Annotated in this window: 10 protein-coding genes; 3 read left to right on the top strand and 7 right to left on the bottom strand. The window is 71.7% G+C overall.

What is annotated here, in order from left to right:
* Positions 1-87: 87 nt before the first annotated feature.
* The gene (nrdR, locus tag BLW14_RS07335; protein ID WP_093705518.1) at positions 88-600 is read right to left on the bottom strand and encodes a transcriptional regulator NrdR; all 513 of its coding nucleotides are present in this window, start codon (positions 598-600) and stop codon (positions 88-90) included.
* 507 nt (positions 601-1,107) lie between these two features.
* Between nrdR and lexA the strand changes: the two genes are divergently transcribed.
* Positions 1,108-1,902 carry a transcriptional repressor LexA gene (lexA, locus tag BLW14_RS07340; protein WP_026171816.1) on the top strand — a complete coding sequence of 265 codons (795 nt, stop codon included), beginning with the start codon at positions 1,108-1,110 and terminating at the stop codon, positions 1,900-1,902.
* 105 nt (positions 1,903-2,007) lie between these two features.
* On the opposite strand, the gene BLW14_RS07345 is transcribed toward lexA, so the two are convergent.
* The 5 genes from BLW14_RS07345 to BLW14_RS07365 are packed head-to-tail and all read right to left on the bottom strand — an operon-like array spanning position 2,008 to position 9,908.
* Positions 2,008-3,978 (bottom strand): ATP-dependent DNA helicase, encoded by a 1,971-nt coding sequence (locus BLW14_RS07345; RefSeq protein WP_093705520.1) that lies wholly within the window; start codon positions 3,976-3,978, stop codon positions 2,008-2,010.
* Positions 3,979-4,028: 50 nt separating this feature from the next.
* Positions 4,029-5,885 (bottom strand): IucA/IucC family protein, encoded by a 1,857-nt coding sequence (locus tag BLW14_RS07350; protein ID WP_093705522.1) that lies wholly within the window; start codon positions 5,883-5,885, stop codon positions 4,029-4,031.
* A 60-nt stretch (positions 5,886-5,945) separates the two neighbouring features.
* The gene (locus BLW14_RS07355) at positions 5,946-6,590 is read right to left on the bottom strand and encodes a GNAT family N-acetyltransferase (RefSeq protein ID WP_371128116.1); all 645 of its coding nucleotides are present in this window, start codon (positions 6,588-6,590) and stop codon (positions 5,946-5,948) included.
* Complete coding sequence (locus BLW14_RS07360; RefSeq protein ID WP_093705526.1) at positions 6,587-8,500, bottom strand: IucA/IucC family protein; 1,914 nt, start codon at positions 8,498-8,500, stop codon at positions 6,587-6,589. Before BLW14_RS07360 ends, BLW14_RS07355 begins: the two co-directional genes overlap by 4 nt.
* A gap of 28 nt (positions 8,501-8,528) precedes the next feature.
* Positions 8,529-9,908 (bottom strand): diaminobutyrate--2-oxoglutarate transaminase family protein, encoded by a 1,380-nt coding sequence (locus tag BLW14_RS07365; protein WP_093705528.1) that lies wholly within the window; start codon positions 9,906-9,908, stop codon positions 8,529-8,531.
* Positions 9,909-10,235: 327 nt separating this feature from the next.
* Here BLW14_RS07365 and BLW14_RS07370 point away from each other — a divergent pair, with 327 nt between their 5' ends.
* Both BLW14_RS07370 and BLW14_RS07375 read left to right on the top strand, forming a co-directional pair.
* The gene (locus BLW14_RS07370; protein ID WP_256332707.1) at positions 10,236-11,468 is read left to right on the top strand and encodes a trypsin-like serine peptidase; all 1,233 of its coding nucleotides are present in this window, start codon (positions 10,236-10,238) and stop codon (positions 11,466-11,468) included.
* 125 nt (positions 11,469-11,593) lie between these two features.
* The gene (locus tag BLW14_RS07375) at positions 11,594-12,769 is read left to right on the top strand and encodes a trypsin-like serine peptidase (protein WP_093705532.1); all 1,176 of its coding nucleotides are present in this window, start codon (positions 11,594-11,596) and stop codon (positions 12,767-12,769) included.
* Between the two features lie 78 nt (positions 12,770-12,847).
* Here BLW14_RS07375 and hflX read toward each other — a convergent pair whose 3' ends face one another.
* A complete protein-coding gene (hflX, locus tag BLW14_RS07380; protein WP_093705534.1) occupies positions 12,848-14,368 on the bottom strand; it encodes a GTPase HflX in 1,521 nt (506 codons plus the stop codon).
* Positions 14,369-14,393: the final 25 nt, after the last annotated feature.

The raw sequence follows: 14,393 nt of genomic DNA on the forward strand, positions 1-14,393 counted from the left end.
GCCGCCGCATTCGTCATACGTCGCCCGGAGCAAGGTCCTGGTGCCGGCCCGCCCGATCCCCGGATCGGCGCGGCCGGCGGCTGCCGCTCAGTCGGCGGCGACGGCGGGAACGGGGACCACCAGGGCCTCGCCGCTCCCGCTCTCCTCCACGGAGGGCCGCCGCTCACGGAGTTCCGTGATGGCGGCCTCGAAGTCTTCGAGGCTGTCGAACGCCCGGTACACGGACGCGAACCGCAGGTAGGCGACGAGGTCGAGTTCCTGCAGGGGGCCGAGGATGGCCAGGCCCACGTCGTGCGTGGTCAGCTCCGCGCTGCCGGTCGCGCGCACCGCCTCCTCGACCCGCTGGCCGAGCTTGGCGAGGGCGTCCTCGGTGACGGGCCGCCCCTGGCATGCCTTGCGCACACCGGAGATGACCTTGGTGCGGCTGAAGGGCTCGGTCACGCCGCTGCGCTTGACCACCATGAGCGAACAGGTCTCCACCGTGGTGAAGCGGCGGGAGCAGTCGGGGCACTGGCGGCGCCGGCGGATCGAGGTCCCGTCGTCGGTGGTGCGACTGTCGACGACCCGGCTGTCGGGGTGCCTGCAGAAGGGGCAGTGCATGGCTCCCAACCCTCCTTCACAGCACGACTGAATAGCCTCTTCAGGCCCCGCCAAGGGCCTTCGAAGCGGTCTCAAGCATAGGCGATGACCGCACCCCCGATAGACGGGGGACCACAACCTCTGGGCGGCTGGAACAATCCAACCACTAGATCTTGGGTTCGGCCGCGCATTTGGCCCTAAGCGCGTGTCGCGCCGGAGGGCGGCCGGAAGGCAGCGTACGACCGACCAAGAGGGTACGGGAAGCACCCGGACGACGGACGACCGGGCGGCCACCCCCCGGCGCGCTCCGGACCCCCTCGGGGATACCGTCGGAGACCGCCCGCCACCGCCCGCCCGGAGGGCGGCCGGAGCCCGCCGCGTCGCGCACTGTACGCAGCCTCATACACCTCACGGCGAAGCCCCGACAGCCTTTTATTCGTTTTTCACTCGAACGTGTGTTTGGCGCAACCTTTCGAAAGCTACTACCGTTGTGCCAGCCAGGGAGACCATTCGAGAGGGGCCGCCGACGTGACCACCACCGCAGACAGTGCCATCATCACTGCCCAGGACCGCTCCCAGAGCCGACTCGAGCCGGTGCATGCCATGAATGACTCAGTCACGAACACGGAGGGCCCGGAGCCCGGGCGCCCAGCGCGCTCGCTCCCTGGACGACCTCCCGGAATCCGGGCCGACAGCTCGGGGCTCACGGACCGGCAGCGACGGGTGATCGAGGTCATCCGGGATTCCGTGCAGCGGCGCGGCTACCCGCCGTCGATGCGGGAGATCGGTCAGGCGGTGGGCCTCTCCAGCACCTCCTCGGTCGCCCATCAGCTGATGGCCCTGGAGCGCAAGGGCTTCCTCCGCCGTGACCCGCACCGCCCCCGGGCCTACGAGGTGCGCGGCTCCGACCAGCCGAGCACCCAGCCGACGGACACGACGGGAAAGCCCGCCGCGTCGTACGTGCCGCTGGTCGGCCGGATCGCCGCAGGTGGGCCGATCCTCGCCGAGGAGTCCGTCGAGGACGTCTTCCCGCTCCCCCGCCAGCTGGTCGGCGACGGCGAGCTCTTCGTGCTCAAGGTCGTCGGCGACTCGATGATCGAGGCCGCGATCTGTGACGGCGACTGGGTCACCGTCCGGCGCCAGCCCGTCGCGGAGAACGGGGACATCGTGGCCGCCATGCTGGACGGCGAGGCCACCGTGAAGCGCTTCAAGCGCGAGGACGGTCACGTCTGGCTGCTCCCCCACAACGCCGCGTACCAGCCGATCCCCGGCGACGAGGCGACGATCCTCGGCAAGGTCGTCGCGGTGCTGCGCCGGGTCTGAGCCCCGCACTCTCTGGCAGACCAGGGCCCCGGTCCGGCTCGACGCCGACGCCGGGGCCTTCGTCGTGTACGCACGCCTTTGGCGGTTCGGGTACGGCGCTGAGGGCTACTGTCCCTCGGCCTTGGCAGCAGCGTCGATCGCGGCGAGGGAGCGACGGGCCTGGTTGCGGTCCGTGGTGTACCAGAAGCCGGGCAGCGAGGCCCGCAGATAACTGCCGTACCGGGCGTTGGCCAGGCGCGGGTCGAGGACCGCGACGACGCCCTTGTCCCCGGTGGCCCGTACAAGACGGCCCGCTCCCTGGGCCATCAGAAGAGCGGCATGCGTGGCGGCCACCGCCATGAAGCCGTTGCCCCCGGCCTCCTCGACTGCCTTCTGGCGGGCGCTCATCAGCGGGTCGTCGGGGCGGGGGAACGGGATGCGGTCCATGACCACCAGCTGACAGCTCGGACCCGGCACATCGACCCCCTGCCAGAGCGAGAGCGTGCCGAAGAGGCAGGTCTCCGGGTCTGCCGCGAAGTTCTTGATCAGCTCGCCCAGGGTCTCCTCGCCCTGGAGCAGGATCGGCTTGTCCAGCCGGCCACGTAGCTCCTCCGCCGCCGCCTTGGCCCCCCGCATGGACGAGAAGAGCCCCAGCGTGCGTCCGCCGGCCGCCTCCACCAGCTCGGACAGCTCGTCCAGCATGTCCGTACGGGAGCCTTCGCGGCCGGGGGTCGCCAGATGCTTGGCGACGTACAGAATGCCCTGCTTCGGGTAGTCGAACGGCGAGCCGACGTCCAGCCCCTTCCACTGCGGCACGTCCTCACCGGCGGTGCCCTCCGGGGCGAGCCCCAGGGAAGCGCCGACGCCGTTGAAGTCGCCGCCGAGCTTGAGCGTGGCCGAGGTCAGGACGACGGAGCGCTCGGTGAACAGCTTCTCGCGCAGCAGCCCGGAGACGGAGAGCGGGGCTACGCGGACCGAGGCGCCGAACCGGTCGTGCCGCTCGTACCAGACGACGTCGTACTCGGACCCCTGCGTGATGCGTTCGGCGACGGCGTGGATGGACTCGACCGAGGCCAGCGCCTGCTTGCGGACCGCGTCCTCGTCCTGGACGGACTTGTCCCGCGTGGAGCCGATCGCGGAGATCACCGTGCGCGCGGCGTCCCGCAGGGACATCAGCGCGTACCCCAGGTCCTCGGGCACCTCCTCCAGGCGGCCGGGGAGCGCCAGCTCCATCACCCGCTCGAAGCCCTCCGAGGCGGTCTGGAGCGCGTCTGCCGCCTTCTCGTTGACCAGCTTCGCGGCGCGGCGCACCGCTCGGTTGACCTGGCCCGGAGTCAGCTCACCGGTCGCCACGCCGGTGACCCGGGAGACCAGCTCGTGGGCCTCGTCGACGATCAGCACCTCGTGCTGCGGGAGCACCGGGGCGCCCTCGATGGCGTCGATCGCCAGGAGCGCGTGGTTGGTGACCACCACATCGGCGAGCTTCGCGCGCTCCCGGGCCTGCTCGGCGAAGCACTCCGCCCCGTACGCGCACTTGCCGGCGCCCAGGCACTCCCGCGAGGAGACAGAGATCTGCGCCCAGGCCCGGTCCGAGACACCGGGGGTGAGGTCGTCCCGGTCGCCCGTCTCCGTCTCGTCGGCCCAGTCGCGCATGCGCAGCAGGTCCTGGCCGAGCTTGCTGGACGGCGCCGCCGCCTCGAACTGGTCGAACAGCCCCTCCTCCTCGTCCTGCGGCACGCCCTCGTGGAGGCGGTGCAGGCATAGGTAGTTCGACCGGCCCTTGAGCATCGCGAACTGGGGGCGGCGGCGCAGCAGCGGATGCAGCGCGTCCACCGTGCGCGGCAGGTCCCGCTCCACGAGCTGGCGCTGGAGGGCCAGCGTCGCCGTGGCCACGACGACGCGCTCGCCGTGGGCCAGGGCCGGCACCAGGTAGCCGAGCGACTTGCCCGTCCCCGTGCCGGCCTGGACGAGCAGGTGCGATTGGTCGTCCACGGCCTCGGCGACGGCGGTGGCCATGGCGGCCTGGCCGGGCCTCTCCGTACCGCCGACGGCGGTCACGGCGGCGTGCAGGAGCTCGGGGAGGGATGGCTTCGTCATAGCCCGGCCAGCCTACGGGGCGCCACTGACATCGGCGGCCACTCCCGGCCTCACGCCGGCAGGTGGAGCGGGTTGGCCACGCTGCCGTGGACCGCCGCGTGCGGGCGTACGGGCCGGTCGCGGTAGCCGTCCAGGTGCAGCCGGTTCCGGTTGAGACAGAGGCGGTCGATGCGCGGGGTCAGCATGTCGAACATCTCGAACCGCTCCTTCAGCTCCGGGAACCGCGCGTGGTGGCGCAGGATCTCCGCCCGCACGAGTGACCAGAATTCGCCCTCGGGGACGCTCAGCTGCTCCTCGCAGAGCGGGGAGAGGAAGCGGAAGACGCCGGTGAAGAGGCCGGAGTGGATGAACTGGGTGAGGAAGGCCGGCTCCTCGGTCAGCAGGACGCGGCGCACGTCGTCCGGCATGGTGTCGTGCTCGGGGAGCGGCTGGGCGCTGACGTTGACGTCGTCCACGAAGTCCTTGATCGCGAGGCGCACGGGCACGTCCTGTTCGTCGAAGACCACGATCGCGTTCTCGCCGTGCGGGGAGAAAACGGTGCCGTAGCGGTAGAGGAAGTGCAGGAGCGGCGGCAGCAGGGCGGCGAAGAGCCGGGTCAGCCAGACGGTGGGCGCGAGCCCGGAACGGGCCACCAGTTCGGCCGTGAAAGCGCGTCCCCCGGGGTCGGTGTGGAGCAGGGAGGCGAGGGTACGGGCGCGCTCCCCCGGTGCTAGGCGCGGCGGCAGGGGCTCGCGCCAGATCGTCCCGAGGATCTCCTTGAACTGGTACGGGGCCTCGGGAAGGTGGTCGTACAGCGGGTGCTCGACGGTGACCGAGGCGACCTCGCCGAGCAGGATCACGCCGCAGGTGTCGCGCAGGAACGGGTCGTTGTCGCGCAGTCCCTGCACCCATCCCGTGACGGCGGGCGCGGCGACGGTGCGTTCGGTCGGCAGTCCGCGCCAGACCAGGGTGTTGAGGATGGAGAGCGGGAGCTTGACGGTGTGCCGGTCGGGCCGCGCGATGTTGGCGAACGTACGGATGGACTGCTGCGGAAGCCGTACGTCCGGGTCGGCGGGCAGGGGCACGATGTCACCGGCGGCGATGGCCGGGGCGAACAGCGGCACGATCCACTCGTCCCACTGCCAGGGGTGGACGGGCAGGAAGTGGTAGCCGTCCGGGTCGAGGCCGCCGCGGCGCAGGGTGTCGGCGAAGGAGGCACGGACGGCCGGGTCGAGCTCCTGTGCGTAGAGCCTGTCCGGGGTGGCCAGGGCGGGCACGCCCCGGTACTCGGCGATCCGGTGGGAGACGGCGAGCCAGGGCAGCCGGACCGGTTCGCGGGCCTCGGGGGCGTAGCGGGAGGCGTCGGTGGCGGAGAACCCGAGGCGGCCCTTGTTGGCGACGATCCAGGGGTGGCCGGTCTGGTGGCCCTCCAGCTCCGCGTAGCCGAGGCCGGCCAGCTCCGCCGCGGTGAGCGCGGTGTGATCGAGGCGGGCGTCAGCGGCGAGCGTGTGGGTGAGCTCCCGGACCAGGTGGCCGAGTGTGGCGCCGTCGAGGCCGAGGAGGCGGCGGGCCCGGGTGAGGAACAGCAGCGGATCGCGGAACGGGACGCCGTCCTCGTCGCGGGCGTCGTCGTTCTCCGCGGCCGCGCAGTCCGACTCCCGGATCGATTCGGGGTCCACCCGCCAGCTCCCGTACACACCGCGCCGGGCGGTGAAGGTGAGGCTGCCGCCGTCGTCCAGCGGAAGGGTGTACGTGCTGCCGCCGGCGGTTCGCGGAGCCGGCTCGATGACTTCCTCGTAGGCGAATTCACCGAGCATCTTCGCGAGCATCCGGGAGGCGGCCCGGTCCCAGGCGGTCCGGTTCAGTTCGGGGGTGCTGAGCAGTGCGGGCGGCTCCGTTGCGTCGTGGTGCGCAGGGTATTTCGGCACGGGGACTCCTCGGGAGGGAACCGATGGGGTTCGAGCGGTGCGGACGGATGGGGGAAGCGTTCATGGCCGGGTGCGGTGGGCTCGGTCGCGGATCATCAGCGCGGCCCGCTTCTCGGGGAGTTCGATCTCGGCGGAGAAGCGGAATCCGGCGCTCAGGAACGCGGAGACGGATGGGAGGTTGCGAACGTCGGGCTCGGCCACCACCCGGGTGCAGAGCGGGATGTGGTCGAGCACGAGACCGGCGACGGCGCGCAGCAGCGTCGTGCCGGTGCCGCGGCCCCGGTGGCGTCCGTCCCCGATGAGGAGGTGGACGCCCATGTCGTACGGCCGGGCGGGGTAGTGGCGGGCGAGCCGGTCGAGGTCGGCGCGGTAGAGCTCCCAGTAGCTCATGGGCGTGCCCGACAGCACCCCGAGACACGGGGTGCTGTGGCTGTCGCCGTCGAGTTGGGGCGCGAGGTGCCGGGCGGTGACGCTTTCGTCGCCGGCCAGCTCCCAGAAGGCGGCGACGACAGGGTCGTTCATCCAGCGGCTGATCATCGCGAGATCCCGTTCCGGGTGCACCGGCGCCAGCCGGAACTCCCCCGCCGGTGTGGCGACGGGTGCCCAGTCCGCCGTCAGGACGGGACCGGCGTGCGCGTCGGGCGGGGACACGGGTGGGGCTCCTCTCTCACGTCTCGGCGAGCGGCTCTCGCTCGTCGGCCTCAGCCGTGCAGGGGGTTGGTGATGGTGACGTAGACGGACTGGGTGTCCACGGGGCCGACGAGTTCGTCGAGGCCGTGCAGGCGGGTCAGCATGTTGGCCTTGCAGCGCAGGCGCGGGTTGGTGAGCAGGTGGTCGGGGAAGGGCGAGCCCAGTTCGCTCGCCGACTTGAGGAAGCGGCGGAACGCGTCCAGGAGCATCTGCTCGTCGGCGAGCCGCTGGGCACCGAACGCCCCGATGAGTCCGAACACGTTGTTGATGCCGAGGTAGTAGGCGAAGCGCTCGTCGGTGACGGCGTCGGAGACGAAGGTGTCGCTGACCTTTCCGATGCCGGGGAGCCTGTGGTCGAGCGCGGCACGGTGGGATTCGCGGAAGTAGTAGCCCTGATTGTCACGGTAACGGCCGCCGGCGGGCCAGCCGTCGGCGTCGAGCAGGACCAGGGTGTTCTGCTGGTGGGCTTCGAGCGCGACACCGGCGTGGGCGTCGAGCCAGAGAACCGGGTGCACGACGCGTTCCAGGTAGCGCAGGAACCACTCGGCGGCGACCGCCGTCGTGGTCCGCCCGGTGGCCGCGGCGAGGCGGTGGACGACGTCGGCGAGGCGGGAGTGGAGGCCCGGCCGGCCCGGCCAGGGGCGCGGGGCGGTGAGTCCGGCGATGCAGACGGCGTCGTCGTACGGCTCGAAGGGGTTGTGCCGCAGCATGACGTCCAGGCCGTGCACGGGTTCACCGTCCGGGGTGTCGACGGCGAGCCAGGCGGGGTCGCGGACGATGTCGAAGCCGGGGTACGCGGCGTGCCACTGGCGGGCGAGGCCGGTGCGGAGCAGCCGGTGGACCTCGACGCCGCGATGGAGCTCCTTGCGGAGGTTCTCCCGGCGGGAGTTGGTGATGCGGACGCCGAGGGAGAGCTTCAGCATCAGGTCGGCGCCCGGCCGGTGCACGGTGCGCACCGACGAGGTGGGGTGCCAGGGCGCGCCGTACGGACCGAGGTCGTGGAGGAGGCCGGAGTCGAGCAGGGCGGCGACCTCGGGCCTGCTCCGCAGCTCGCGGGCCTGCCAGGGGTGGAGGGGAATGAGCGCGGTGTGTTCGGGGAAGAGCAGGCCCTGGGCGTGCCGGGCGACGAGGTCGGCGGCGGAGACGGGACGGCCCTGGTCGGTCCACGCGGAGTCGGTCGCCAGTACTGAGCGGTCGGCGGCCATCCAGTGGAGCGGGAAGGAACCGTGCAACTCGGGTGAGTAGAGACGCGTTTCGGCGTCGGTGAGCCCTTCCCTGCTTTTGGGCGAGGGGTGCAGCGGGTGCCCGAGCAGGAGCGACTGTTCGGCGGTGAGGAAGAGGTCCGCCTCGTCGGGGGTGTGGGGCCGGCGGCGCCGTTCGTCGATGAAGGCGGCGGTGCGCCGTACGGAGTCGGCGACCCGGCCGGCCATATCGGCGCCGTCGTGGTGGCCGGCCTCCCGGCCGAGCAGGGCGGCCACGGTGACGGCGTCGGCCGTGGGCGCGGTGGCGGGCGCCTGTTCCAGGGCGGGCGGCCCGAAGCGGTGCCAGCCCGTGGCGGACCAGTGCAGGACCGGGACCAGGAGCGCGGTGCCGCTCGCGGGGAGCGGGATGCGCAGGGTCTCCCCCGCGGGCCGGGGCAGGTCGCTCTCCCGGACCCAGCAGCGCAGCAGGTTCTCGACGCCCGCGGTGTCGGCGGCGCGGAGCGGGTCGGGATGGTCGAGTGGGTCGGCGGAATCGGCCGGGTCGTCCGGGTTCGTGACCCCCGGGGCAGCCGGAGCGGACCGCGACGTCTGCCAGAGCCCGTGCGGTGTCTCCTTCTGGCGCGGCACGGTCGTCGTCTCGACGGCGAGCCGGCCGGGGGTGTCGGCCTCGGGAAGGTGGGTGGGGGGAGGGCCGTCGGCCTCGGGCGCGGGGGTGGGGTTCACGGCGGTCTTCCTGTGCTGGTGTCCGGGGTCAGCGGATCGATCCGGTCGGCAGGCGGCGGTGCGGTGAGCGCTCCGCGGCTGCCAGGGCGTCGGCGAGGCGGTCGACGACCGCCGTCGCCTGTTCGTCGGTGAGCGTGAGGGGCGGGAGCAGGCGTACGACGGTGGAGTGGCGGCCGCCGAGTTCGACGATGAGGCCGCGGCTCAGGCACTCCTGCTGGACGGCGACGGCGAGGACCGGGTCGGGCGGCGGCTCGGTGCCGGTGCCCACCGGGCGGGCCTCGGGGTCGACGATCTCCACGCCGATCATGAGGCCCCTCCCCCGGACGTCACCGATGCACGGGTGGTCGGCGGCGAGCGACCTGAGGCTCGTCAGCATGCGGTCGCCGAGGACCCCGGCCCGCTCGGCGAGGCCGTTCTCCCGGACGTACGCGAGGGTGGCGGTGCCGGCGGCCATGGCCAGCTGGTTGCCGCGGAAGGTGCCCGCGTGGGCGCCGGGCTGCCAGGTGTCGAGCTCGGAGCGGTAGACGATCACGGCGAGCGGGAGGGAGCCGCCGATGGCCTTGGACAGCACCATCACGTCGGGCAGGATCCCGCTGTGCTCGACGGCCCAGAAGGCACCGGTGCGGCCGACGCCGGTCTGCACCTCGTCGGCGATCAGCGGGATGGACCGGGTCTCGGTGATCTCCCGCATCCGGCGCATCCAGCCGTCGGGGGCGGGATTGACCCCGCCCTCGCCCTGGACCGGCTCGAGGATCATTCCGGCGGGTGCGGGCGTCCCGCTCTTGGGATCGTCGAGCAGGCTCTCGGTCCAGCGGGCCGCGGTGCGCGCGCCGGCCTCGCCGCCGATACCGAAGGGGCAGCGGTAGTCCTGCGGGAACGGCAGCCTGGTCACCCGTACGTCCTCGGCGCCGCCGGAAGCGGCGAGGGCGCCGGCCGTCATGCCGTGGTAGGCGCCGGTGAAGGCCAGCAGGCCACTGCGACCGGTGGCGGCGCGGACGAGTTTGAACGCCGCCTCGACCGCGTCCGTACCGGCGGGTCCGCAGAACTGGATGCGGGCGTCGTCCGCGAACTGCGGCGGCAGGGTGGCGAACAGCTCCGTGGTGAAAGCGTCCTTGACCGGGGTCGCGAGGTCCAGCACGTGCAGGGGGGCACCCGAGTCGATGACTTTCTTGATCGCCTCCAGGACGACCGGGTGGTTGTGGCCGAGCGCCAACGTCCCCGCCCCGGACAGGCAGTCGAGATAGCGCCGCCCGTCCGCGCCCTCGATGGTCAGCCCCCGGGCCCGCACCGGCACGATCGGCAGCGACCTGGCGTAGGTGCGAGCGGCCGATTCACGCAGCGACTGGCGGCGCAGGATGCCTTCGTGGGCGGCCAGGGGTGGCGCCGGAGCTGGTTCGGTCACGGCCACGGCTCTTGTTCCTCCCGCTGTAACAGTTGCGTTGCACGTCAGTACGATTCCGCAAGGACGGCCTGCGAGGGTGAACGCTGTCTCCGTGCCCCCGGACGTACCAACGACCGAGGAGGCAAAGGATCACGGGTAAATCCGAAGATCCTTGCGGAGCGCAACCCTGCCGCGCACCGCCGACAGCGGCACCGGCATAGTGGGGGGCCGCGCCGGGCTCGGGCACCTCCCGAAGACCGCCGCGCACCCTGCCCGTTCGGGGCACCGTGAGGTGCGTCGGGCGCAAGTGCAGTACAGAAGCGTTGAGTTACGAAGTCCCAGGGGGATCAGCAGATGCGTCTCGTTCGACCAGGAAACACCGCACGCCGCCGGGGAAGTGCGCGTCGCGCCTCCTCCCCCGTGCTCGCCACCGCCGCGTTCGCCGCCGTGCTCGCGCTCACGGCCACCGCCTGCGGGCCGACCGAGGACGACGCCAACGCCGAGCCGAGCAGCAGCAGCTCGGCGGGTTCGGCCTCGGACGGCAAGATCACCGTTCCGGACGACCTGAAGGACCGGCTCAAGGAACACGGGATCGACGTCGACAAGTGGCGCGACGGCGAGTGGAAGAACTGGGACAAGGACAAGTGGCTGCGTGAGGCCAAGGACTACATCAACCCGATCATCGCGGGCCTCTGGGACCCGGACCGCATGCGGGACGCCGACAAGCCGCCGCAGAAGCCCGTCGACAACGACATCTCGGGCGACAAGGGTGTGACGGACCCGACCCCCGCGCCGGTCCGCGCCGTGGGCGTGAAGACGCCGTACCACGACAACGCCCCCGAGTCGGGCAAGCTGTTCTTCGACGGCCCCGAGGGCTCGATGGTCTGCTCGGCGACCGTGGTGAAGGACCCCGCGCACCCCGGCAAGTCCAACATGGTGTGGACGGCCGGCCACTGCGTGCACGCGGGCAAGAAGGGCGGCTGGTACCGCAACATCGCCTTCGTCCCCTCGTACAACGACAGCGGTCTGTCGACGGCCGAGCTGCGCGACAACCCGCCGAAGGAGAAGGTCGCCCCCTACGGCATCTGGTGGGGCACCTGGGCGCAGACCTCTCAGCAGTGGATCGACCAGGGTGCGTCGGTCGGCGGCCTGGGCGCCCCGTACGACTTTGCCGTGCTGCACGTGACACCCGAGGAGGGCGCCGGCGGCAAGTCTCTGGAGGAGACCGTCGGTTCGGCCCTGCCGGTCGAGTTCAACGCTCCGGCCGTGCCCAAGATCTCCGGCATGACCGCCACCGGCTTCCCGGCGGCGGCCCCGTACGACGGCCAGAAGATGTTCCAGTGCCAGGACAAGCCGGGCCGTCTCTCCCTCGCCCAGGACGACCCGACGATGTACCGCATCGGCTGCTCGATGACCGGCGGTTCGTCCGGCGGCGGCTGGGTCGCCACCGGCCAGGACGGCAAGCCCGCGCTGGTCTCGAACACCTCCATCGGCCCGGTGACGGCGGGCTGGCTGGCCGGACCGCGCTTGGGCAAGGAGGCCAAGGGCATCTACGACTCGGTCAGCAAGAAGTACGCGGACAAGTGACAACGGGTCCGCGCCCCGGGGGCGCGGACAGGCAGAGGTCGGAGGCCCTCGGAGCGGCGCGGTCCGTTTCGGGGGCCTCCGGCGCGCAGACATCGATTGTGCAGATTCCAGGGGGATTTCTTTTCATGCGATCCATACGGCCCTTGCTCGCCGCGGCCGGCCTGGCCGCCGCGCTCGCGCTGACGGCCACGGCCTGCGGCCCGGCCGAGGAGGAGGGCGCCGACAAGCCGGCGGCCACCGCCTCCGCCTCCGGCTCCACGGAGAAGGGCGGCGGCATCCCCGCCGATCTGGCCGACAAGCTCAAGAAGCACGGCGTCGACCCGGACAAGTGGCGCGACGGCGAGTGGAAGAACTGGGACAAGGACAAGTGGCTGCGTGAGGCAAAGGACTTCGTCAACCCGGTCATCGAGGGGCTCTGGAAGCCGGACCGGATGAAGTCCGCGAAGGACCCGGCCAAGACCATGTCGGCCGGCGACGTCTCCGGCGACCAGGGCGTCACGGACCCGGAGCCCAGGCCCGTCGCCGCCGAGCGCGAGAAGACGCCGTACCACGACTACGCGGCCCCGGTCGGGAAGGTCTTCTTCGACTCTCCCAAGGGCCACATGGTCTGCTCGGGCACGGTCGTCAAGGACCCGGAGAACCCGGGGAAGTCCAACCTCGTGTGGACCGCCGGCCACTGCGTCCACGCCGGATCGGCGGGCGGCTGGTACCGCAACATCGTCTTCGTGCCCGCGTACAACGACAAGGGCAAGAGCGCCGCGGCGCTGCGGAACGCCCAGCCGCAGGAGATCGCACCGTACGGCGCGTACTGGGCGGACTGGGCCAGCACCTCCGGCGAGTGGATCAAGGACGGCGGCCCCACCGGCGGCGAGGGCGCCCCGTACGACTACGCGGTGCTCCACGTGAAGCCGGAGCAGGGCACCAAGTCCCTCGAAGAGACCGTGGGCAACGCCCTCGCGGTGAACTTCGACGCCCCCGAGGTCGCGCGGATCAGCGCCATGGGCGCCTGGGGCTACCCGGCGGCCCCGCCGTACGACGGTTTGATCATGCACAAGTGCGTCGACCGGCCCGGCAGGCTCTCGATCAGCCCGGCCACCCCCACGATGTACCGCATCGGCTGCTCGATGACCGGCGGTTCGTCCGGCGGCGGCTGGTTCAGCGAGGGCAGTGACGGGAAGCTCGCGCTGGTCTCCAACACGTCCATCGGCCCGGTCACCTCGGGCTGGCTCGCCGGACCGCACCTCGGTGAGGGCGCCGAGCAGATCTTCACGATGATGAGCGACAGGTACGGCGCCCAGTAGGGACGCTGTCGGCACCACGGCCGGAGGCCCGTTCCCTCGCGGGGGAACGGGCCTCCGGTTGTTCCGGTGCGGTGCGGCTCAGTGCACCGCGGGGACGAACGCGGCCAGCTCGGCGGCCAGCTCCTCGTTGACCCGCGCCTTGATCAGCGTGCCCTCCGAGGTGTGCTCCTCGGAGACCACCTCGCCCTCGGCGTGCACCCTGGAGACGAGTCCGCCCTGGGTGTACGGCACGAGCGCCTCGACCGAGACCGACGGGCGGGGCAGCTCGCTGTCGATCAGGGCGAGCAGCTCGTCGATCCCGGCGCCGGTGCGCGCGGAGACCGCGATGGCGTGCTTCTCGTTGCGCAGGAGGCGCTGGAGGACCAGCGGGTCCGCCGCGTCCGCCTTGTTGATCACGACGATCTCGGGGACGTCCGTCGCCCCGACCTCGCGGATCACCTCGCGCACGGCGGCGAGCTGCTCCTCCGGCACCGGGTGCGCGCCGTCCACCACGTGCAGGATGAGATCGGAGTCGCCGACCTCCTCCATGGTGGAGCGGAACGCCTCGACGAGGTGGTGCGGCAGATGCCGTACGAACCCGACGGTGTCGGCGAGCGTGTAGACCCGGCCGCTCGGCGTCTCGGCCCGGCGCACGGTCGGGTCGAGGGTGGCGAACAGGGCGTTCTCCACGAGCACGCCCGCCCCGGTGAGGCGGTTGAGCAGCGAGGACTTGCCCGCGTTGGTGTACCCGGCGATGGCGACCGAGGGGACCTTGTTGCGCCGGCGTTCCTGGCGCTTGAGGTCACGGCCGGTCTTCATCTCCGCGATCTCCCGGCGCATCTTCGCCATCTTCTCGCGGATGCGGCGCCGGTCGGTCTCGATCTTGGTCTCACCGGGACCGCGGGTCGCCATGCCGCCACCGCCGCTGGTACCGCCACCGCCCATCTGACGGGACAACGACTGGCCCCAGCCGCGGAGCCTGGGCAGCATGTACTGCATCTGCGCCAGGGAGACCTGTGCCTTGCCCTCTCGGGACTTGGCGTGCTGGGCGAAGATGTCGAGGATCAGGGCGGTCCGGTCGACCACCTTGACCTTGACGACGTCTTCGAGGTGGATCAGCTGGCCGGGGCTGAGCTCACCGTCGCAGACGACGGTGTCGGCCCCGGTCTCGACGACCAGGTCGCGCAGTTGGAGTGCTTTGCCAGACCCGATGTACGTGGCCGGGTCGGGCTTGTCACGGCGCTGGAAGACGGCGTCGAGCACCTGGGCTCCCGCCGTCTCGGCGAGCGCCGCCAGCTCGGCGAGCGAATTCTCCGCGTCCTGCACGGTGCCCGAGGTCCAGACACCGACGAGCACCACACGCTCCAGGCGGAGCTGCCGGTACTCGACCTCGGTGACGTCCTCGAGCTCGGTGGAGAGTCCGGCCACGCGGCGCAGCGCGGCGCGCTCCGAGCGGTCCAGCTGCTCGCCGTCCCGCTCTCCGTCGATCTCGAAGCTCCAGGCGACGTCCTCTTCCATCAGGGCGTCGGCCCGCAGGCCCTCGGTGAGGCTCTCGGTCGCGTTCTCCGTGGCACTCCGCGCGTCGTGCGCGTCCTGGGGAAGGGAAGAAGAGGAGGTCATTGGATCCTTACGTCATAGGAGTGCT

The sequence above is a fragment of the Streptomyces sp. 2131.1 genome (genome assembly GCF_900105515.1).
GTDB classification, from domain to species: Bacteria; Actinomycetota; Actinomycetes; order Streptomycetales; family Streptomycetaceae; genus Streptomyces; species Streptomyces drozdowiczii.

Coding starts and splice junctions, on each gene's coding strand:
- BLW14_RS07345 (WP_093705520.1), bottom strand. CDS start 3,978: ATGACGAAGCCATCCCTCCCCGAGCTCCTGCACGCCGCCGTGACCGCC.
- BLW14_RS07375 (WP_093705532.1), top strand. CDS start 11,594: ATGCGATCCATACGGCCCTTGCTCGCCGCGGCCGGCCTGGCCGCCGCG.
- hflX (WP_093705534.1), bottom strand. CDS start 14,368: ATGACCTCCTCTTCTTCCCTTCCCCAGGACGCGCACGACGCGCGGAGT.
- BLW14_RS07370 (WP_256332707.1), top strand. CDS start 10,236: ATGCGTCTCGTTCGACCAGGAAACACCGCACGCCGCCGGGGAAGTGCG.
- nrdR (WP_093705518.1), bottom strand. CDS start 600: ATGCACTGCCCCTTCTGCAGGCACCCCGACAGCCGGGTCGTCGACAGT.